General features: G+C 34.6%; 19 protein-coding genes and 1 tRNA gene. 5 read left to right on the top strand and 15 right to left on the bottom strand.

Features of this window, described 5'->3' with window-relative positions; genetic code table 11:
• Window positions 1-21: 21 nt before the first annotated feature.
• Window positions 22-477, top strand: a complete 456-nt coding sequence (locus tag BG262_RS02160; RefSeq protein WP_070787257.1) for a hypothetical protein — start codon at window positions 22-24, stop codon at window positions 475-477.
• A 119-nt stretch (window positions 478-596) separates the two neighbouring features.
• Entirely contained in the window at window positions 597-1,973 is a 1,377-nt protein-coding gene (gene mnmE / locus BG262_RS02155; protein WP_070787256.1) for a tRNA uridine-5-carboxymethylaminomethyl(34) synthesis GTPase MnmE, read from the top strand.
• A gap of 59 nt (window positions 1,974-2,032) precedes the next feature.
• On the opposite strand, the gene BG262_RS10330 is transcribed toward mnmE, so the two are convergent.
• The 11 genes from BG262_RS10330 to BG262_RS02105 all read right to left on the bottom strand — a co-directional run bounded on the left by BG262_RS10330 (window position 2,033) and on the right by BG262_RS02105 (window position 13,598).
• Window positions 2,033-2,173: a FeoB-associated Cys-rich membrane protein gene (locus BG262_RS10330; protein WP_083312870.1), complete on the bottom strand. Its 141-nt coding sequence runs from the start codon at window positions 2,171-2,173 to the stop codon at window positions 2,033-2,035.
• The gene (gene feoB / locus BG262_RS02150) at window positions 2,173-4,299 is read right to left on the bottom strand and encodes a ferrous iron transport protein B (protein WP_070787255.1); all 2,127 of its coding nucleotides are present in this window, start codon (window positions 4,297-4,299) and stop codon (window positions 2,173-2,175) included. Before feoB ends, BG262_RS10330 begins: the two co-directional genes overlap by 1 nt.
• On the bottom strand, window positions 4,299-4,790 hold the full coding sequence (locus BG262_RS02145; RefSeq protein WP_070787254.1) for a ferrous iron transport protein A: 492 nt from the start codon (window positions 4,788-4,790) through the stop codon (window positions 4,299-4,301). Before BG262_RS02145 ends, feoB begins: the two co-directional genes overlap by 1 nt.
• A gap of 84 nt (window positions 4,791-4,874) precedes the next feature.
• Complete coding sequence (locus BG262_RS02140) at window positions 4,875-5,453, bottom strand: histidine phosphatase family protein (RefSeq protein WP_070787253.1); 579 nt, start codon at window positions 5,451-5,453, stop codon at window positions 4,875-4,877.
• Window positions 5,454-5,532: 79 nt separating this feature from the next.
• Window positions 5,533-6,837 carry a surface-displayed alpha-enolase gene (gene eno, locus BG262_RS02135; protein ID WP_070787252.1) on the bottom strand — a complete coding sequence of 435 codons (1,305 nt, stop codon included), beginning with the start codon at window positions 6,835-6,837 and terminating at the stop codon, window positions 5,533-5,535.
• A gap of 121 nt (window positions 6,838-6,958) precedes the next feature.
• Entirely contained in the window at window positions 6,959-7,510 is a 552-nt protein-coding gene (gene hpf, locus BG262_RS02130) for a ribosome hibernation-promoting factor, HPF/YfiA family (RefSeq protein ID WP_070787251.1), read from the bottom strand.
• 90 nt (window positions 7,511-7,600) lie between these two features.
• Entirely contained in the window at window positions 7,601-7,978 is a 378-nt protein-coding gene (locus BG262_RS02125; protein WP_070787250.1) for a RidA family protein, read from the bottom strand.
• A gap of 189 nt (window positions 7,979-8,167) precedes the next feature.
• Window positions 8,168-9,511, bottom strand: a complete 1,344-nt coding sequence (gene asnS, locus BG262_RS02120) for an asparagine--tRNA ligase (RefSeq protein ID WP_070787249.1) — start codon at window positions 9,509-9,511, stop codon at window positions 8,168-8,170.
• A gap of 13 nt (window positions 9,512-9,524) precedes the next feature.
• A complete protein-coding gene (locus BG262_RS02115; RefSeq protein ID WP_070787248.1) occupies window positions 9,525-10,712 on the bottom strand; it encodes a pyridoxal phosphate-dependent aminotransferase in 1,188 nt (395 codons plus the stop codon).
• On the bottom strand, window positions 10,709-11,161 hold the full coding sequence (locus BG262_RS02110) for a cell wall elongation regulator TseB-like domain-containing protein (protein ID WP_143602632.1): 453 nt from the start codon (window positions 11,159-11,161) through the stop codon (window positions 10,709-10,711). The genes BG262_RS02115 and BG262_RS02110 overlap by 4 nt, the downstream gene beginning before the upstream one ends.
• 61 nt (window positions 11,162-11,222) lie before the next feature.
• On the bottom strand, window positions 11,223-13,598 hold the full coding sequence (locus tag BG262_RS02105) for a helicase C-terminal domain-containing protein (protein ID WP_070787246.1): 2,376 nt from the start codon (window positions 13,596-13,598) through the stop codon (window positions 11,223-11,225).
• 101 nt (window positions 13,599-13,699) lie between these two features.
• Between BG262_RS02105 and BG262_RS02100 the strand changes: the two genes are divergently transcribed.
• On the top strand, window positions 13,700-14,341 hold the full coding sequence (locus tag BG262_RS02100; RefSeq protein WP_070787245.1) for an MBL fold metallo-hydrolase: 642 nt from the start codon (window positions 13,700-13,702) through the stop codon (window positions 14,339-14,341).
• Window positions 14,342-14,498: 157 nt separating this feature from the next.
• Window positions 14,499-14,867 (top strand): lactoylglutathione lyase, encoded by a 369-nt coding sequence (gene gloA / locus BG262_RS02095; RefSeq protein ID WP_070787244.1) that lies wholly within the window; start codon window positions 14,499-14,501, stop codon window positions 14,865-14,867.
• 44 nt (window positions 14,868-14,911) lie between these two features.
• On the opposite strand, the gene BG262_RS02090 is transcribed toward gloA, so the two are convergent.
• Both BG262_RS02090 and BG262_RS02085 read right to left on the bottom strand, forming a co-directional pair.
• Window positions 14,912-15,943: an alpha/beta hydrolase gene (locus BG262_RS02090; protein WP_083312868.1), complete on the bottom strand. Its 1,032-nt coding sequence runs from the start codon at window positions 15,941-15,943 to the stop codon at window positions 14,912-14,914.
• 3 nt (window positions 15,944-15,946) lie between these two features.
• Complete coding sequence (locus BG262_RS02085) at window positions 15,947-16,372, bottom strand: MerR family transcriptional regulator (RefSeq protein WP_070787243.1); 426 nt, start codon at window positions 16,370-16,372, stop codon at window positions 15,947-15,949.
• 96 nt (window positions 16,373-16,468) lie between these two features.
• On the opposite strand from BG262_RS02085, the gene BG262_RS02080 reads away from it, so the two are divergent.
• Window positions 16,469-17,497, top strand: coding sequence for an SDR family oxidoreductase (locus BG262_RS02080; RefSeq protein ID WP_070787242.1), 1,029 nt, complete (start codon window positions 16,469-16,471; stop codon window positions 17,495-17,497).
• A 94-nt stretch (window positions 17,498-17,591) separates the two neighbouring features.
• On the opposite strand, the gene BG262_RS02075 is transcribed toward BG262_RS02080, so the two are convergent.
• On the bottom strand, window positions 17,592-18,731 hold the full coding sequence (locus BG262_RS02075; RefSeq protein ID WP_070787241.1) for an ABC transporter ATP-binding protein: 1,140 nt from the start codon (window positions 18,729-18,731) through the stop codon (window positions 17,592-17,594).
• A gap of 139 nt (window positions 18,732-18,870) precedes the next feature.
• A tRNA-Asn gene (locus BG262_RS02070) sits at window positions 18,871-18,944 on the bottom strand.
• Between the last annotated feature and the right edge of the window lie 112 nt (window positions 18,945-19,056).

Raw genomic sequence — 19,056 nt, 5'->3', positions numbered from 1 at the left:
CCCTTAGAAGAATATCACTGCATGCTAATAATCGTTGTAGCTAGTTTTCTTATGTCAATTGCAACAGTCTTATTCAAAAATCATATTGATATGACAGTTCCATTTTTTATTGCTAGCATTGGATTAATACCAATAATTTTAAAAATAGAGAAATTGGAAGATTATAGCAATACATGGATCAAAGAGTTCAGCTTCAAACAAAGATTTCTACTATATATTTTTCTAACATTGTTATACTTTATAATCTATAAAACTCAATTTTTAGATATAAATGTACCAGCCCCTTTTAATATGGATGCGAATATGACTGGAATTCTTTTTCAAATATTAGTATATCTCTTTTCAATGTTTATGATTTTAGGCATGTATGCAGCATACTCAGTTATCATATGGGGCATAGGAATCGCCTTTATAGCATTCTTTGCACCTAAATTTGCTAAAAAAATAATTAAAAAGGAAAAAAGAGACTCTGAATAATAAAAAGAGTCTTTTATTTTCTCATAAAATACACTTCCATTGACAAAATTTTTTAATTTGAGAAAATTAGTTAATACAAATAGTGAAATAGAAAGTTTTATTATATATAGAGGAAAATAATGATTACAAAGGAATTTGATACCATTGCTGCCATCTCAACACCACTTGGTGAGGGAGCAATTGGAATCGTAAGAATGTCTGGAACTAATGCAGTTGAAATTGCAAATAAAGTCTTCAAAGGAAAAGACCTAAATAAGGTTGAAAGTCATACCCTTAACTATGGTCATATTGAAGAAGACGGACGTATTTTAGACGAAGTTATGATTGGAGTGATGAAAGCTCCTAAAACTTTTACCCGTGAAGATATCATCGAAATCAATACCCACGGTGGAATCGCCGTTATGAACGAGATACTACAACTGCTTTTGCGCAAAGGTGCCCGAATGGCGGAGCCAGGAGAATTTACCAAGAGAGCATTCCTGAATGGCCGTGTCGACCTATCACAGGCTGAAGCCGTTATGGATATAATCCGTGCGAAAACTGACCAAGCTATGAATATAGCAGTAGCGCAGCTTGACGGAAGTCTATCAAACCTCATCAACAACACTCGCCAAGAAATCCTTGAGACATTGGCACAGGTTGAAGTTAATATCGACTACCCCGAGTATGACGACGTAGAAGAAATGACTACAAAAATGCTGCGTGAAAAGACTGCTGCTTTCCAAAAGCTATTGGACAACCTGCTAAAGACTGCCAAACGAGGAAAAATATTACGCGAAGGACTAAAAACTGCAATCATTGGCCGTCCAAACGTTGGTAAATCAAGCCTCTTAAATCATCTTCTTCGTGAAGACAAGGCAATTGTCACTGATATAGAAGGAACAACCCGTGATGTTATCGAAGAGTTTGTCAACATCAATGGAGTACCCTTAAAACTTATTGATACCGCAGGAATTCGAGAAACAGATGATGTTGTAGAAAAAATTGGAGTTGAACGTTCAAGAAAAGCTCTGAGCGAAGCTGACTTGGTACTACTTGTCTTAAACTCTGGCGAGAAATTAACTGACCAAGATTTGAGCCTTTTAGAGTTAAGTCAAAATTCTAACCGAATCATTGTTTTAAATAAAACTGATTTGCCCCAAGAAATTGAAACAGAAAAAATAGCTGAATTTGACCCTAACTATATTGAAATTTCTGTCTTAAAAGATGAAAATGTCGATAAAATTGAAGAACAAATCAACGAAATGTTCTTTGAAAATGCAGGTATCGTAGAACAAGATGCTACATACCTTTCAAACACTCGACACATTGCTCTAATTGAACAAGCATTAGATTCTCTAAAAGCAGTTAATGATGGACTTGACATGGGACTACCAGTAGACCTTGTTCAAGTAGATATGACAAGAACCTGGGAAATTCTTGGAGAAATTACAGGTGATAGTGCACCAGATGAGTTAATCACTCAACTATTTAGTCAGTTCTGCTTAGGAAAATAGCCTATTACACAAAAACTCTCAGACTTATCAATCAGTCTGAGAGCTTTTTGTATTCAATTTCAGTTTCTTTTACTTGTTGTTTTGGTTGGACATGAACATTTACAATCTTCACATGCTCCCTTTGACTTAATAACTTTTCTTACGGCAAAACCAAAGGCAAGTAATATCACTGCTAATAAAATTAAAGTAGATATATTCATTATAAAGCCTCCACTGCTTTTAAATTTTCGCTCCTATATGGCTTACGTACAAGTAAGTAGATAAATAACACTAGAACGATAGCTGCGATGATAGTCCAAAAAGTGATGTGGTGAGTTAGTATCGCTTCACCAAATTGATAAATAACCAAACTAGTTAGGTAGGCAAGACCAGTTTGATATCCGATAGCACGAAGGGTCCAAGATGTTTCGCCCATTTCTCTACGGATTGCCCCTATAGCTGCAAAACATGGTGCACAGAGAAGGTTAAAGGCGAGGAAAGAATAGGCAGCAAGTGGTGTAAATTGACCACGCATTGCTTGCCAATATTCATGACCATTCTCACTAGTTTCTTTAGCACCAGTATAAAGAACGCCAAGAGTACCAACAACCGTTTCTTTTGCGACCAAACCTGTAACCGTCGCGACTGTCGCCTGCCAATTTCCCCAACCAAGTGGTGCAAAAATTGGTGCAAAAGCATTACCGATACTTGCAAGAATTGATTTATTTTCCTCTGTTGCTTGGAACTGCCAATTGTAACTTTTAGTAAACCAAATAATGATATTCATGACAAAAATTATTGTTCCAGCTCTTTTTACAAAGCTCATAGAACGTTCAAAGCTGTACTGAATGACTGATTTGATACGCGGAAAATGATAATTCGGTAATTCCATAATAAAGGGAGCTGATTTACCTGAAAGCATCTTTGTCTTTTTAAGGATGATACCAGATAAAATAATCATGAGCATTCCTAGAAAATATGCTGATGGTGCAACCCATGATTGATTAGGGAAGAATGCTCCTGCAATCAAAGCAATAATCGGAAGTTTAGCCGAACAAGGCATAAACGTTGTAACCATGATAGTGATTTTTCGATCGCTTTCACTTTCGATAGTTCTACTTGCCATAATCCCAGGAACTCCACATCCCGTTGAAATCAACATAGGAATAAATGACTTACCTGACAAACCAAAACGTCTAAAAATACGATCCATAACAAAGGCAACACGTGACATATAACCACAGTCTTCAAGAATTCCAAGACAGATGAAGAGTACTGCAATTTGAGGTAAGAATCCAAGAACGGCACCGATACCTGCCACAATACCATTTAATACCAAATCTTGAAGCCAATCTGCTATTTGTAATGACTGCATCAGATTTGTCAAATGTTCTGGAACAATCTCACCGAAAAGTACATCATTTATCCAGTCAGTACCCATAGTTCCAACAGTTTTTATAGATAAATAATAAACAGCCCACATCACAAGAGCAAAAATAGGTAGTCCAAGGAATCTATTAGTTACAATTCTATCTATTTTATCAGACATGTTAAATCTAATATCACTGCCATTTGAATCCTTAACAGCAAGATGAACAAGTTGCCCAATCAAAGCATAGCGCTCATTAATAATAATACTTTCAGCATCTTCTTGGAAAATTTTCTCGGTGATAGAAATAATTTCTTTGATTTCTTTTTCCTGCGAATCGGAAAGCTTAAGGCTTTCCCAGATTTCCTTATCTCCTTCAAAAACCTTTATCGAGTACCATTTTCGTGCTCTAAGAGGAATTGCATCGCCAAGAATTTCATCTATTTCAGCAAGAGATGTTTCAAGTCTGGCATCATAAGTTAATTTGTCCTCAGACTGCTTTTCTTTTTTGGCAAGCTCTAGAGCCTGAAAGACACCTTTACCTTTTGTAGCTGTCATCGGTGCAACTTTGACACCAAGACCGTATGATAATTTTTCAATATCAATATCACGATTCTCGCGCTTAAGAGCATCCATCATATTAAGACCAATAACAACTGGTACATCTGTCTCCAAAATTTGCAGAGTCAGGTAGAGGTTACGCTCCAAATTTGTCGCATCAACTATATTAAGAACTGCATCAGGATTGTCGTTAATGAGATAATCACGTGACACTATTTCTTCGGGTGTATAAGGACTAAGCGAATAAATACCAGGTAAATCCTGAATTGTAGTCACCTTATCTTTTTTATAGGTTCCACTTTTTCTATCAACAGTAACCCCCGGCCAGTTTCCCACGCGCTGGCTAGATCCTGTAAGTATATTGAAAACTGTGGTCTTCCCGCTATTGGGATTCCCCGCTAATGCAATAGTTGCCATTATTCATCCCCCTTTTCTTGGCCGTCTTCTTCAAGTACTCGAACCTTAACTTGCGAGGCCTCAGCTTTTCTTAAACTAAGAGCATATCCTCGTAAGTGAATTTCGATTGGATCTCCAAGAGGAGCAACTTTTCTTACATATATCTTCACACCACGGGTTATTCCCATATCCATAAGACGACGACGAATAGCCCCCATTGACTCTACGCCTTCTACTATACCAATCATACCAGGAATCAATTCATCTAAATTTGCAACTTCATAATCCTGATTCAAATCGTCAACTACAAAAATCTGACTTAACAGCTTTTTATCAAGGGCCAAACGGTGATGTTGAAGAAGGACAATAGCATTTTCACCATCAAAGCTTGATACCATAATCTGCCTTCCCTTTATAACACCAAGATTTTGCAGCTGCTTCTGCTCTATACTTGGTTTCAAATGATCAACATAGTAGGTTTGACCCACAATACAATTATCTAAAGTTTTCATATATCCCCACATATCTTTTACTATACCAATAAGTAAAGCATATTTGACAAGTAATGTAAATGTTATTTTACATTTTTTGAAATTTTACATATTCAAATTATTTATTCTTGAAATTTCCTTTAGTTTCTCATCATCAAAAATAAGCTCATATAGGTCTGGTTTACTCGATTTTTTAAGACTTTCAAAGCCATATGACTTATCAAAATAATTACAAAGGCTCATAATCAGAAAACCATGCGAACATAATACAATATTTTGATTCTGATAATCATCTAGCAAAGTGTATAAAATCTTGAATGCTCTTGATTGACATTGGCTGAAGGACTCAGCACCATCTTGCGAAAAATTCTCATCAGCAAACATTTTTTCAACCAAAGGATATACTTCAGAATCAGATAAGATTTGATTATCTGCCACAAACTTACACTCTCGTAAATCATCAATAATTTCAATATTTAAATTCAATTTTTTTGCCAAAGGTTCGACAGTTTGTTCTGCTCTTGTATAAGGACTGGATATTACCTGTTTAATATTCTTATCAAGAAAATAATGGACTAATTTCTTAGAAGCAATGACTCCTTCATTACTTAGAGGACGTGTTGATTCACTACCTTGATCTTTCACCGATTGCGCGTGACGAACGATATATACTGTTGTTGACATGAATTACTCCTTATATATTTATGAGTTAATTGTAGCAAAAAAAAGACCTGCATCAGCAGGTCTTAAACAATATTATTTATTATTTTTTAAGGTTGTAGAAAGATTTCAAACCTTTGTATTCAGCAACATCACCAAGTTGGTCTTCAATACGAAGTAATTGGTTGTATTTAGCGATACGGTCTGTACGGCTAAGTGAACCAGTCTTGATTTGTCCAGCGTTAGTAGCTACTGCGATATCAGAGATTGTAGAATCTTCTGTTTCACCTGAACGGTGAGATACTACTGCAGTGTAACCAGCTTCTTTAGCCATCTCGATAGCTTCAAAAGTTTCAGTTAATGTACCGATTTGGTTAACTTTGATAAGGATTGAGTTAGCAGCACCTTCTTCAATACCACGAGATAGGTAATCAGTGTTTGTAACGAAGAAATCATCACCAACTAATTGAACACGTTTACCTAGACGTTCAGTAAGAGCTTTCCATCCATCCCAGTCGTTTTCGTCCATACCATCTTCGATTGAAAGAATTGGATATTTGTTAACTAATTCTTCAAGGTAATCAATTTGTTCAGCAGCTGTACGTTTAGCTCCTGTTGGTCCTTCGAATTTAGAATAGTCGTAAATTCCGTTTTCTTTATCATAGAATTCAGATGATGCACAGTCAAATCCGATGAAGATATCTTCACCTGGAACATATCCAGCAGCTTCGATAGCTTTGATGATAGTTTCAACACCGTCTTCAGTTCCTTCGAACTTAGGAGCGAATCCACCTTCGTCACCAACAGCTGTTTCTAAACCACGATCTTTAAGGATTTTCTTAAGAGCATGGAATACTTCAGCACCATAACGTAGAGCTTCTTTAAATGTTGGAGCTCCAACTGGTAAGATCATGAACTCTTGGAATGCGATTGGAGCATCTGAGTGAGATCCACCGTTGATGATGTTCATCATTGGAGTTGGTAATACTTTAGCGTTGAATCCGCCAAGGTAGTTGTAAAGAGGAACTTCTAAGAAGTCTGCAGCAGCGCGAGCAGCAGCGATAGAAACACCAAGAATAGCGTTTGCTCCTAATTTACCTTTATTTGGAGTACCGTCAAGAGCGATCATAGTCTTATCGATTCCAAGTTGGTCACGAACATCCATACCAATGATTGCATCAGCGATAATGTTGTTTACGTTATCAACTGCTTTTTGAGTTCCTAATCCGCCGTAACGAGATTTGTCACCATCACGAAGTTCAACTGCTTCGTGTTCACCAGTTGAAGCTCCTGAAGGAACCATACCACGACCGAAAGCACCTGATTCAGTATAAACTTCTACTTCAAGAGTTGGGTTACCGCGTGAGTCTAAGACTTCGCGAGCGTAAACATCAGTAATAATTGACATTTGAGAATTCTCCTTTTTATTTAAAGTGCAAAGCACTCTTTGTGATAAGTTAATCATAACGCAATTCAATTACATTTTCAAGAAAGAATATCCATTTTATAGCATGAAAACGTATCCAAGATTACTTAGTTTCAATCAAGCCGTAGTTGCCATCTTCGCGAAGATATACAATACTTGTAGAGTCAGTATCAGCATCTGTAAAGATAAAGAAATCGTGCCCTGACATTTCCATTTGAAGTACTGCTTCCTCAGCATCCATAGGTTTTAAATCAATTTCTTTAGTACGAACAATCTTAGCACCTTCATCGACTTCTTCTGTTACTTCAAAATCAACAAGCTCTTCAACTGGGTAATCTTTAACACCTTTAACATTTTTTCTGCGGTTAGTTTTAGTTTTATATTTTCTAATTTGACGTTCTAGTTTATCAACTACAAGGTCAATAGAACCGTACATATCTTGTGAAGTATCCTCTGCTCTTAAAGTTAACTGTTTCATAGGAATTGTAACCTCAACCTTAGCATTCTTATTTTGATATACCTTTAGGTTAACGTGAGCATTAATATCACGATCATCATTGAAGTATCTTTCAATCTTAGAAACTTTATTTTGCACGTAGTCACGAATTGCAGGAGTAACCTCGATGTTTTCGCCACGAATGTTAAATCTAATCATAGTATATACCTCTTTTCTTTTAATACCTATATTATACCTTGAATTCGCTTTCTTTTCAAAGTAAAACTATTAACAAAAAATCGCTCATCTTTAATCAAGATAAGCAATAACTTCAACTTCAACAAGAGCATCTTTAGGCAAACGTGCAACTTCAACAGCGCTACGTGCTGGAAAATCACTCTTGAAAGCAGTGGCATATACATTATTAAAAGCCACAAAATCTTCAATATTATCTAAAAAACATGTAGCCTTTACAACATGATCAAAATCAGTTCCAGCCTCTGCTAAAATAGCACCAATATTTTTCAATACTTGCTCTGTTTGCTCCTCAATAGTAGTGCCAGCCATTTCTCCTGTTTTAGGATCTAAAGGAATCTGACCAGATGCAAAAAGTAAATTACCTACAACTTTTCCTTGTACATATGGGCCGATGGCTTGTGGGGCATTTTCAGTAGCTATTATCTTCATATATATTTTCCTCCTTCATATTTATCACCATTTTAAAAGAATATAATATATTTTACAAGTTAGTTTTCAAACTAATTAGAATAATCTGTATATTAATAAAAGAATAATTGTAACAAAAAGAAGAAAAAGATATATCTTTCTCTTCTCACAAGTTTTATTAATCAAAATTCACTCTCTTAAAGAGTAAAATTATGGTTTTATTCTATGTAACATACGTGGGAACGGTATTGCTTCACGGATATGAGCTGTTCCTGCAACGAATGTAACCATACGTTCTAGTCCAAGTCCAAATCCTGCATGTGGTACTGAACCATATTTACGAAGGTCTAAGTACCAGTCATAATCTTTTGGATCTAAACCAAAATCAATGATTTTTTGAGTCAATACATCATAGTCAGTTTCACGTTCAGATCCACCAACGATTTCACCATATCCTTCAGGTGCCAATAAATCTGCACATAGCACGCGCTCAGGATTTCCTGGAACAGGCTTCATGTAGAACGCTTTGAAGCTTGATGGATAGTTCATAATGAATGTTGGAACTCCATAATAGTTAGAAATCCAAGTTTCGTGTGGTGAACCAAAATCATCACCATGTTCAAGATGTTCATAATCTGTATCATCATCAGATTCATGCTCTTGCAATAGGTCAATTGCATCATCATAAGAAACACGCTTAAATGGTTCATTTACATATTTTTCAAGTAAGCTTGTATCACGTTCTAAAGTTTCTAAAGCATATGATGCATTGTCTAATACATACTTAATTAAATGTTTGATATATGCTTCTTGTAAATCAAGAGACTCATCATGTGTGAAGAAAGTATACTCAGCATCCATCATCCAAAATTCAGTTAAGTGACGACGAGTCTTAGATTTTTCAGCACGGAATACTGGTCCAAAGTCAAATACTCGACCGAAAGCCATAGCTCCAGCTTCTAGATAAAGTTGTCCAGATTGTGAAAGATAAGCAGGGTTTCCAAAATAGTCTGTTTCAAACAAATCAGTTGTATTTTCTGCAGCATTTCCTGAAAGGATAGGAGAATCAAACTTAATGAAACCATTTTGTTGGAAGAATTCATAAGTTGCGTAAGTAAGGGCATTACGAACTTGCATGATAGCTTGTTGTTTAGAAGAACGTAACCATAAATGACGGTTATCCATTAAGAAGTCTGTCCCGTGTTCTTTTGGAGTAATAGGATATTCATTAGACTCACCCACAACCTCAATATCAGTTAGATCAAGCTCATAACCAAATTTTGAACGTTCATCTTCTTTGACAGTACCAGTCACAATTACAGAAGTTTCTTGAGTTAAATGTTTGATAATATCAAATTTCTCAAGTCCTTCTTCTTCTCCAAATTTTTCAATAAAGTTTGGTTTAAAAGCTACAGCTTGGAAAAATGCTGTACCATCACGAAGTTGTAAGAAGGCAATTTTCCCCTTCCCAGACTTGTTAGCTACCCAAGCTCCAATTTTTACAGTTTCACCAACGTGCTTAGGCACATCAATTATAGAAATTAATTCTTTCATTTTCTACCTTTCATTATTTCGTATTATTTTCAATAAATCTCTTAATTCTATCAAGAGCTTCCAAAATCGTATACATATCAGTTGCATAACTTAAACGCACATTTTCAGGAGCACCGAATCCATCACCAGTTACGAGAGCAACCCCTTCTTTTTCCAAGAGAGCATCTGTAAAGTCAGTAACATTATCATATCCTGTCATTTCCATCGCCCCTTTAACATTAGGGAATAAATAGAAAGCACCTTGTGGTTTAACTACCTCAATACCTGGAATTTCATTTAGAATTGGATAAATTGTATTTAAACGTTCTTCAAAACGACCTCTCATTGCATCAACTACAGATTGATCTCCATTGATCGCCTCAATAGCTGCATATTGAGCAACAGCTGTTGGATTACTTGTTGTTTGACTAGCAATTTTAGCCATTGCTGCAATGATTTCTGGATTACCAGTAGCAAAACCAATACGCCAACCTGTCATTGAATATGACTTACTTAAACCATTTATAACAATTGTTTGTTTACGAATTTCATCAGAAATTGTTGAAATCATTGTAGTTTTACTTCCGTTATAAACAAGTCGATGGTAAATATCATCTGATAAAATCAAAATATTATGTTCAACAGCCCAGTTACCAAGTTCACGTAACTCCTCTTCAGTATATATCATACCAGAAGGATTTGATGGTGAATTGATTAAAAGAACTTTTGTTTTATCAGTTCTAGCAGCTTCTACCTGCTCAAGAGTCACCTTAAAATCATTTTCTTGGCGACCTTCAACAAATACTGGAACTCCAGATGCCATTTTAACTTGATCTGAATAACTTACCCAGTATGGAGTTGGAATAATAACTTCATCACCCTTATTTAATACACTCATGAAAAAAGCATAGATTGCAAATTTTGCTCCTGAAGTAACTATTACTTCTTTAGGAGAAACCGAATATCCATAGAAATCTTCAAAATATTTATTAACAGCTTTTTTTAATTCTGGCAAACCAGAGGCAGGTGTATAAAAACTTGTTTTACCGGTATCAATCGCTTTTTTAGCAGCAGTATTAATATTTGTTGGCGTTGGAAAATCAGGTTCTCCCACTGTTAAAATCAATACATCATGACCTGCAGCCTTTAATTCTTTTGCTTTGGCAGCAGCAGCAAGCGTTACACTCTCTTCAATTCCATTGACAAAATCCGATAAAATCATAATAGCTCTTCTCCTGTTTTAAAATCATACAGTTTGTAATTGTCAGAGGAATCTCTAACTTCCCAAACTTCTCCATTTTTATATAAACCCAGTCTAATATAATTTGCTGACTTAGCAGCTGGTAAACTATCTGGGGCAACTCCCTCTGTTAAATCAACCACACGTACTTCTGGTTCTTTTTTCCCAGAATCACTGGGTTGAGAAATAAGAACAGCTATATCCTTTTTATCCTTTGACTTACCACGAACAGAGTAAACTGTCTGATCAGTATTAACGATGTCAAAGACTGAGGCGCTTTCCAAATTCGCCTTATTTTTAGCAATTTCAATAGAACGACTTCTCGAAATAGAGTAAGGCTTCTTTGCAACATTTGTCGTTATAATTACAACAAGCATAATAGCAACTACGATAGATAAGAACCCAATAATCAGTTGGGTACTTAATGACATTTTTTTATTTTTCATAATTTCCCCCCAAAAATATACCTCAAAAGTTCAGTATTACTTAAAATTATACCAAAAAATTCACGATTTGGCGTTTAATTCCATTAATTTCATCAAAAATAATCGGTGCAGCCTCGACTAGACTAGCAGTCATCTTCTTACCATAATTTTTACCAGCAATTCTTTTGTCTAAAATAACTATTGCTGACTTCTGTTCAGGACGTCTATTCACCCTACCCAATGCTTGTCTTAATCTAAGAGTCGTCATCGGAACATTGAAATCGTAGAAAGGATTATCAAATCGTTCAGCATATTTTTTAATCAAGATATCATCTGGTGTTGAAAAAGGTAATCTTGGAATCACTACAATAATTTCATCTTGTTTATCAAAATCCACACCTTCCCAGAAACTATTAAGCCCGAGCAAGATTTGTGATTTACCGTCATCAAAACGTTTCTTTATCTGACTTGGTGTTCCATGAATACCTTGGGCGAGATGATTAACACCATTTTGCATTAGAAGCTCAGAAGTTTTCTTAAGTAAATCTTTTGCTGTTAATAAGACAAGGATTGGCATATCAAACTCTGCAAGATCAAGTAAGTTATCCTTAATATATTCAGCAAATGTTGTATTGGACATATTCCCAATATTAGGACCATCAGTAGCAATCAGAATCTCTTGATTGTGTGCTTGACTACTAGGAAGTTCATCGAAGGTATAATCTTCAAATCCTAATAATTCTGGAATTCGACGATCTGAATCACTCATACTCAAAGTAGCACCAATTAGAAAAGTTTTCAAATATTGGGGGTTAAGATGAGCAAAATCAAGAAAGTCTTTGGGACTTTTATGAAGAATATTATCTGTTTTCCACAAGAAGGACTCATCCGTATTAGAAAGAAAATCAACTAGGTCTTTAAGCCCCAGCTCTTCAGCATCAAGCAATACTTTACTCTTACTATCAGGTAAGTAATTAATATGGTAATTAAGACTTTCTTTTAGCCTTTTCTTCAAATTTGATTCTGGCTGAGATGATGTAAAAGAATCAATTAACGCTAACTCATCATTTAAAAACTCTAGATCAATGGTCTCTTCCTGTACACTTTCTAGTACCCCAAAAAGTTGTTGGGTTTCATCTACCACTAAAACTCTCTCTGCAAAAAATTCTGGTTCATTTTTCATCTTCTCAACCATTAATGCATGATTAATTACTACTGCTGATGAATGCTGTAGTTTCTGATGAGCAAGTCTCAAAAAGTCTTGTTCAAAAAACATAGAAAGCTGATTATAGTTACCATCATGAGCAATCTCATTCAAATAATCTTGACTTGTCATTATTGGACTTAATTCACTCAATTCCCCAGTTTCTGTCTGACATAGCCAAACCAAAACTTTCATTTTGAAAATTTCTTGATTTATGCCTGACTGGGTATTTGGAAGAGTTTTTACAAATTCTTCTATTTTTATATAATTTTTAAAACCTAAAAATTTAGATATATTAATACCAAATTCCTCCCTAAATTCTTTAGCATGATTAACCATAATCTGCTCTTGGAGGACCTTAGTGGATGTTGAAATAACAATCTTCTTATCTTGCTCAAGCAATCCTAAAAGATAAGCATAGGTTTTCCCAACACCAGTTTGTGCCTGAATAAATGATACCTTAGGATTATCAAGTTTATCCTCAAAAATGGATACGACTTTAGCCTGTTTTTCTCTAACGGATAAATTGATACGCTCCATATTTTCTTCAAAAGTCTTTGAAAGATTTCGATTTTCTTCTTCAAATGATACCTTTTTTGTGGCAATGTTTTGCCTAATGATATAGCCATTAATATTTTCATCCATTTGATCGAAGATTTCTTTAATTACTAATTGAGTTTCATAAATAAGGTTTCCTGCATGACGAAGAATTTCACCTACAACAACTCTTGGAAGTGATTTAATTTTATTTTGAATCTGGATTAAAAGTTTTGCGGTTGCATATGCATCACTAAAAGCCTCATGAGGATTGTCATGTGTTAGGTCTAATTTCTCACTTAGATACTCCAAAGAATATTTTTCAAAGTCAGGGAAAAATACCCTACTTAACTCAACTGTATCAATGCTAGGTAGATCGAAATCAATTCCACATTCATTAAGTGATTTCTTTAAAAGATTATAGTCGAACTTCACATTGTGAGCTACAAATACTGTACCCTCAAGCATCAGTGAAATTTCTTCAGCAATCTCTGAAAAATCTGGAGCAACAGATAGAACTTCATCCGTCAAACCTGTCAATTCAGAAATAATTGGCGCTAATTCTTCATGAGGATTTACATTTGAAGAATATTTTTGAATTACTTTTTCTCCGTCGAGGATGACTATCCCGACTTGTATAATTTTATTTTGTGAAAGATGGGCGTCAGTTGCTTCGAGGTCCACCACTGCAAATTTAGTCACTTGCTTTCTCCGTAACGTTATTAAATAGTTAATAACAATTATATCATAAATTAGCAATTTAATTTGTTGGGACTATTAAGCTTTTTTGCTAAAATAAAGATATGAAAATCGAAAAAATTATTAATAAGGTTATGAACGAAAACACTTATTTCTTATCAAATGACACTAATCTTATAGTAGTTGACCCAGGTAGTGACACTAAAAAAATTATGGATAAAATTGAAGAAATTAATCTTCCGCTAACTGCTATACTACTAACACATGCACACTATGATCATATCATCAGCATTCCTGCCATCAAGGAAAAATATCCTGATGTACCTGTATATGTTGCGACTCCTGAAGTTACTTGGCTCTACACACCAGAATATAATCAGTCACATCAATTTGGTCACCAAGATGGGCTTGAAGATGTTATTGTGGATCCAGCTGACTATGAGTATGAAATGTATAGCGACTATGATATGGATGGATTCAAATTCAAGGTCGTCCCAACTCCAGGTCATTCAATTGGTGGTGTAAGCTTCATCTTTGATGACGATGAACTTGTATTGACCGGCGATGCGCTATTTAAAGGTACTGTTGGAATCACCAACCTCTACACTGGCGACTATAATCAACTTCTAAATGGTATTCGTACTGAGCTATTTACTTTACCAAAGAATTACGAAGTATACCCTGGACACGGTCCAAAAACTGATATCGGTACAGAGAAAATGTATAACCCACATTTTAATCGCTAATTATAGAACTTATATTAAAAATGTACATTATAGAACATATTTATAAATATGTTCTATAATGTACATATCAAGTTCTAATAGAGTAATAATAATAGATACAATGAACACTTCTCTTTTCAAAGAGAGAATATTTTGATATTTGAAAGGATAAATTACTATGAAAATGGTTCATACATGCGTACGTGTAGTAAACATTGATAAATCAATTAAATTCTATCAAGACGCTTTTGGCTTCGAAGTAGCACGTAAATTAGATTTCCCTGAGCATTCATTCAGCTTAATCTACTTAACTTTACCAGGGGATGATTATGAATTAGAATTGACTCATAATTATGGTGCAGAAGTTTATGATATTGGAAATGGATATGGTCATATTGCAATTTCAGTTGATGATATCAAGGCACAACATGCTAAACACAAAGAAGCTGGATTTAATATCACTGAAATTAAAGGACTACCTGGAACAGATACTTTTTTCTACTTTGTAACAGACCCGGACGGCTATAAAATTGAAGTAATCCGTTAATAATAACCAAAAAAAAGGATTGGAAATATTTCCAGTCCTTTTGATTATTTATCAAAAAAATTCAAAATCAAGTCATAAACTCTCTCATTATCAAGTTCATTTATTACTTCATGCTTCATATTTGGAAGATCTATTATTTCGATATTTTTATAACCAATATTTTCTAAAGTCTTTCTTGTATCCTCTAATCCCTTTTTACCACCTGTAACAATATCCTGTGCTCCAGTAATGCTTAAAATTGGAAGGTTTTCATTTGTCAGTTTATATTTTTCATCAGCTTTTAAATCAAGATTACTTTTCCAAATTGTTGCAATTCCTGAATTATCATAAGTAGACATCCAAAGTGGGTCTTTTTCAATATCCTTTAATACTTTCTCATCATTGGTAATCCAATCATCACCTTCACCTCCAACTTGTGCTAACTTTTGAATAATCCAAGATGATTTATCAGAACCAACAAGCTTATCAGCGATATTTGCTAGGGCACATCCAATTTTAGACATTTTGAAATGTGCCACAGTTCCTGTTAGCAATAATTTATCAATAAGAAAATCATTGTCTTGTAAATACATTCTAGCAAGAAGTGAGCCAAATGAATGACCATACAAGTATAAAGGAAGTCCTGGATTTTTATCTTTTATATAGTTGCTTATAGCAACTTGATCTTCAACCAAGCGTTGATAACTATCTATATGACCATGAGGATTAGTTGAATCAATAGAAAAACCATGACCTCGGTTATCACTCGTAACAACCAAGTAACCATTTTTAGCTAAAAAATTTGCCAAATCTTGATAACGTCTAGCATGTTCGTTCATCCCATGTATTATCTGCACGATTCCTTTTATATCTTCATTCTTTGGACTTGTAGTAGAAATATAAAGACTCAATCCATCATCTACAGGTAAAAATTCTTCATGAAAGTCGACAGTAATATCATTATTATCATTTGCAACTTCTGCATCATACAGATTAATATTAGCCGATTCTTTAGTATCATGGAAAAGCAAGTATGTTGTAGCTGCAATTCCTCCAACAATTCCAAGACCCAAAATAGTAATATTTTTCTTACTCATCTTCTACTCCTTTACTTCAATCGTTTTCTTCTCATTTTTTACATATTCTCTCATAAAAGTAATAATTTCCTCTGAATTAGGAGAATTATAAATTTCAAGTTTTCCATCAATGATTTTTAAGTTGTCTTCTAATTCCTTAATTTTAGCCAATACACTTTCACGGTGAGCAGTCAAAAGTTCTGAACGTTCATCAATCGAAGCTGTGCCCTCCATACAGCATTCAATATAGTTTCTAATATCTTTTAAAGCCATACCAGTATTCTTTAGACAGCAAATTGTCTGAATCTGATTAATATCACTCTCGGTAAATACTCTTATACCAGCATCATTCCTAGCAACAAAAGGCAAAAGACCTTCCTTGTCGTAATATCTAATAGTATAAATAGAAAGTCCTGTGATTTCAGCAACCTCTTTTATGGAATAAATCATCTTTTCTCCAATCAAATCTCTTGACCTAGAGTATACTCTAGCCTTTACACTAATTATATTAAAAAATTAAAAATAAGCAAATTTAGGAGATAAAAAATGACAAATAAAGTATTAGTGACTGGTGGAACTGGATTTCTTGCTACAAATATCATTATACAGCTGCTCGAAAAGGGTTATGATGTAAAGACTACTGTTCGTAATCTTTCAAGCAAAGATAAAATAATTACTACACTTAAAAGTAATAATGTAGCTAACATCGATATGCTAAGTTTTGCTGAGGCTGACCTTTCATCTGATGAAAACTGGCTTAAGATAATGAAAGATAGGGACTATGTTCTAAGTGTTGCATCCCCTGTATTCTTTGAAATACCAAAATATGAGAACGAAGTAATGAAGCCTGCCATTGAAGGAATTATAAGAATATTGCGCAACGCTCGTGACGCAGGCGTTAAAAGAGTTGTCATGACTTCAAACTTTGGGGCAGTTGGTTTCTCTCAGAAAAATCAACTGGTTCCAACAACGGAAAATGATTGGACAAATCCTGAGGAAGCTGGACTTTCAGCATATGAAAAATCAAAACTACTTGCTGAAAAAGCAGCTTGGGATTTTATAAAAAACGAAGGAAATGGAATGGAATTTACTACCGTTAATCCTGTTGCAATCTTTGGTCCAGCTTTAAGCAACCATCTCTCAGGAAGCTTTGACCTTTTTAATATGTTGCTAGATGGGAAAACTAAAGCTTATCCAAATTTACCATTAAACATTGTGGATGTTCGAGATGTGGCTGATATTCATATTCGTGCAATGGAAAATTCTCAAGCTAGTGGACAAAGATTTATTGCAAGTGCTGATGGACAAATTTCAATGGAAGAAATTGCCAAAATAATTAGAGAAAAAAGGCCACAACTTTATAATAATGTTACCAAAAGAAAAATTCCAAATTGGATTATAACCATCGGTGCATTATTTAATAAGCAAGCCAAAGAAGGAAAATTAATGCTTTCAATAAGCCGAAACGTATCAAATGACAAGGTAAAATCTATATTAGATTGGAATTCGACTAGAACAAACGAAGAAATTATATTATCTTCCATAGATAGTATGTTGGACTATAATCTTATATAAAGAGAGTATGATAGAATCATACTCTTTTTATATAAAAAAACCCACCTAATGAAAGGTAGGAAATATTTTATAAAATTAAGAAAAGTAATTTCAATTAATTTGATGTTATTCTCTTTTCAGTTTGTAAGTCGAAGAAGTGTCCTTTACTTACGTTAATTGTTAACTCTACTTTATCACCAGGATTGTGGAAATCACGAGCACCAACACGAGCTGCGAATTCAGTATCTCCAACTTTAGAATAAAGCATTGTTTCATTACCGAGAAGCTCAGATACAACAACTGTCGCATCAACTTTAGAATTAGGGAAAACTCCTTGAACCACATTAGAAGCTGAAATATCTTCTGGACGAATACCAAATATTAATTTCTTACCTTCGTAGCCTTTTTCACGTAAAAGTTTAGCTTGACCTTCAGTAATATCTATATTAAACCCTTTTCCATCATCTATATTAGTTCCGTTAAATGTCACTTCAAAGAAGTTCATAGCAGGACTACCAATAAAGCTCGCAACAAATTTATTTTCAGGAGTGTTATAAAGCTCTTGAGGACTACCAATTTGTTCGATACGACCAATAGTTCCATCACCAGTTTCATTCTTAGTAGAACTCATTATTACTATTCTATCAGCTAAAGTCATAGCTTCAGTTTGGTCATGCGTTACATATATAGTAGTAGCACCAATTCTTTGGTGAATTTTAGCAATTTCAGCACGCATTGATACACGGAGTTTTGCATCCAAGTTAGATAAAGGTTCGTCCATTAAGAACACTTTAGCATCACGGACAATAGCACGACCCATAGCAACACGTTGTCTTTGTCCACCAGACATATCAGCTGGTTTTCTATCTAGTAACTCAGTTAGACCAAGAATATCAGCAGCTTCCTCAACACGTTTTTTAATTTCATCTTTTGGATATTTACGTAATTTCAAACCAAAAGCCATGTTGTCAAAAACAGTCATGTGAGGATAAAGTGCATAGTTTTGGAATACCATGGCAATATCACGATCCTTTGGAGCCACATCGTTCATCAACTCATCGCCGATATAAAATTCACCTTCGGAAATATCTTCAAGACCAGCAATCATACGTAAAGTAGTAGATTTACCACATCCAGAAGGTCCAACAAATACAATAAATTCTTTATCAGCTACGTCTAAATTGAAATCTTCAACTGCATAGTGACTACTTTTTGGATATTTTTTGTAAATATGATTTAATTTTAATTCTACCATTGTTTCTCCGTTCGTTTATTCAATTATTTAATAAATATATGATATCACGAAAACGTTTGCAAAAAAACAACATAATGCACAAAACAATTATCATTTTGCACAAAAAAAAGTACTTCAGAAGAAGTACAAGATAATATTACTCCGGCAGTAGGACTCGAACCTACGACATCATGATTAACAGTCATGCGCTACTACCAACTGAGCTATGCCGGAATACTATTGAATATAATAAAAAATTCTCAATTGCTCAAGAAAGTCTTATCAAATATTCGCTTGGCACCTACCATATCTCACAGGGGGCAACCCCCAACTACTTCCGGCGTTA

The sequence above is a fragment of the Floricoccus penangensis genome (genome assembly GCF_001832885.1).
Classification (GTDB): domain Bacteria; phylum Bacillota; class Bacilli; order Lactobacillales; family Streptococcaceae; genus Floricoccus; species Floricoccus penangensis.
This window is presented reverse-complemented; position numbering and strand designations above follow the sequence as displayed.

Coding starts and splice junctions, on each gene's coding strand:
- BG262_RS02160 (WP_070787257.1), top strand. CDS start 22: ATGCTAATAATCGTTGTAGCTAGTTTTCTTATGTCAATTGCAACAGTC.
- mnmE (WP_070787256.1), top strand. CDS start 597: ATGATTACAAAGGAATTTGATACCATTGCTGCCATCTCAACACCACTT.
- BG262_RS10330 (WP_083312870.1), bottom strand. CDS start 2,173: ATGAATATATCTACTTTAATTTTATTAGCAGTGATATTACTTGCCTTT.
- feoB (WP_070787255.1), bottom strand. CDS start 4,299: ATGGCAACTATTGCATTAGCGGGGAATCCCAATAGCGGGAAGACCACA.
- BG262_RS02145 (WP_070787254.1), bottom strand. CDS start 4,790: ATGAAAACTTTAGATAATTGTATTGTGGGTCAAACCTACTATGTTGAT.
- BG262_RS02140 (WP_070787253.1), bottom strand. CDS start 5,453: ATGTCAACAACAGTATATATCGTTCGTCACGCGCAATCGGTGAAAGAT.
- eno (WP_070787252.1), bottom strand. CDS start 6,837: ATGTCAATTATTACTGATGTTTACGCTCGCGAAGTCTTAGACTCACGC.
- hpf (WP_070787251.1), bottom strand. CDS start 7,510: ATGATTAGATTTAACATTCGTGGCGAAAACATCGAGGTTACTCCTGCA.
- BG262_RS02125 (WP_070787250.1), bottom strand. CDS start 7,978: ATGAAGATAATAGCTACTGAAAATGCCCCACAAGCCATCGGCCCATAT.
- asnS (WP_070787249.1), bottom strand. CDS start 9,511: ATGAAAGAATTAATTTCTATAATTGATGTGCCTAAGCACGTTGGTGAA.
- BG262_RS02115 (WP_070787248.1), bottom strand. CDS start 10,712: ATGATTTTATCGGATTTTGTCAATGGAATTGAAGAGAGTGTAACGCTT.
- BG262_RS02110 (WP_143602632.1), bottom strand. CDS start 11,161: ATGTCATTAAGTACCCAACTGATTATTGGGTTCTTATCTATCGTAGTT.
- BG262_RS02100 (WP_070787245.1), top strand. CDS start 13,700: ATGAAAATCGAAAAAATTATTAATAAGGTTATGAACGAAAACACTTAT.
- gloA (WP_070787244.1), top strand. CDS start 14,499: ATGAAAATGGTTCATACATGCGTACGTGTAGTAAACATTGATAAATCA.
- BG262_RS02090 (WP_083312868.1), bottom strand. CDS start 15,943: ATGAGTAAGAAAAATATTACTATTTTGGGTCTTGGAATTGTTGGAGGA.
- BG262_RS02085 (WP_070787243.1), bottom strand. CDS start 16,372: ATGATTTATTCCATAAAAGAGGTTGCTGAAATCACAGGACTTTCTATT.
- BG262_RS02080 (WP_070787242.1), top strand. CDS start 16,469: ATGACAAATAAAGTATTAGTGACTGGTGGAACTGGATTTCTTGCTACA.
- BG262_RS02075 (WP_070787241.1), bottom strand. CDS start 18,731: ATGGTAGAATTAAAATTAAATCATATTTACAAAAAATATCCAAAAAGT.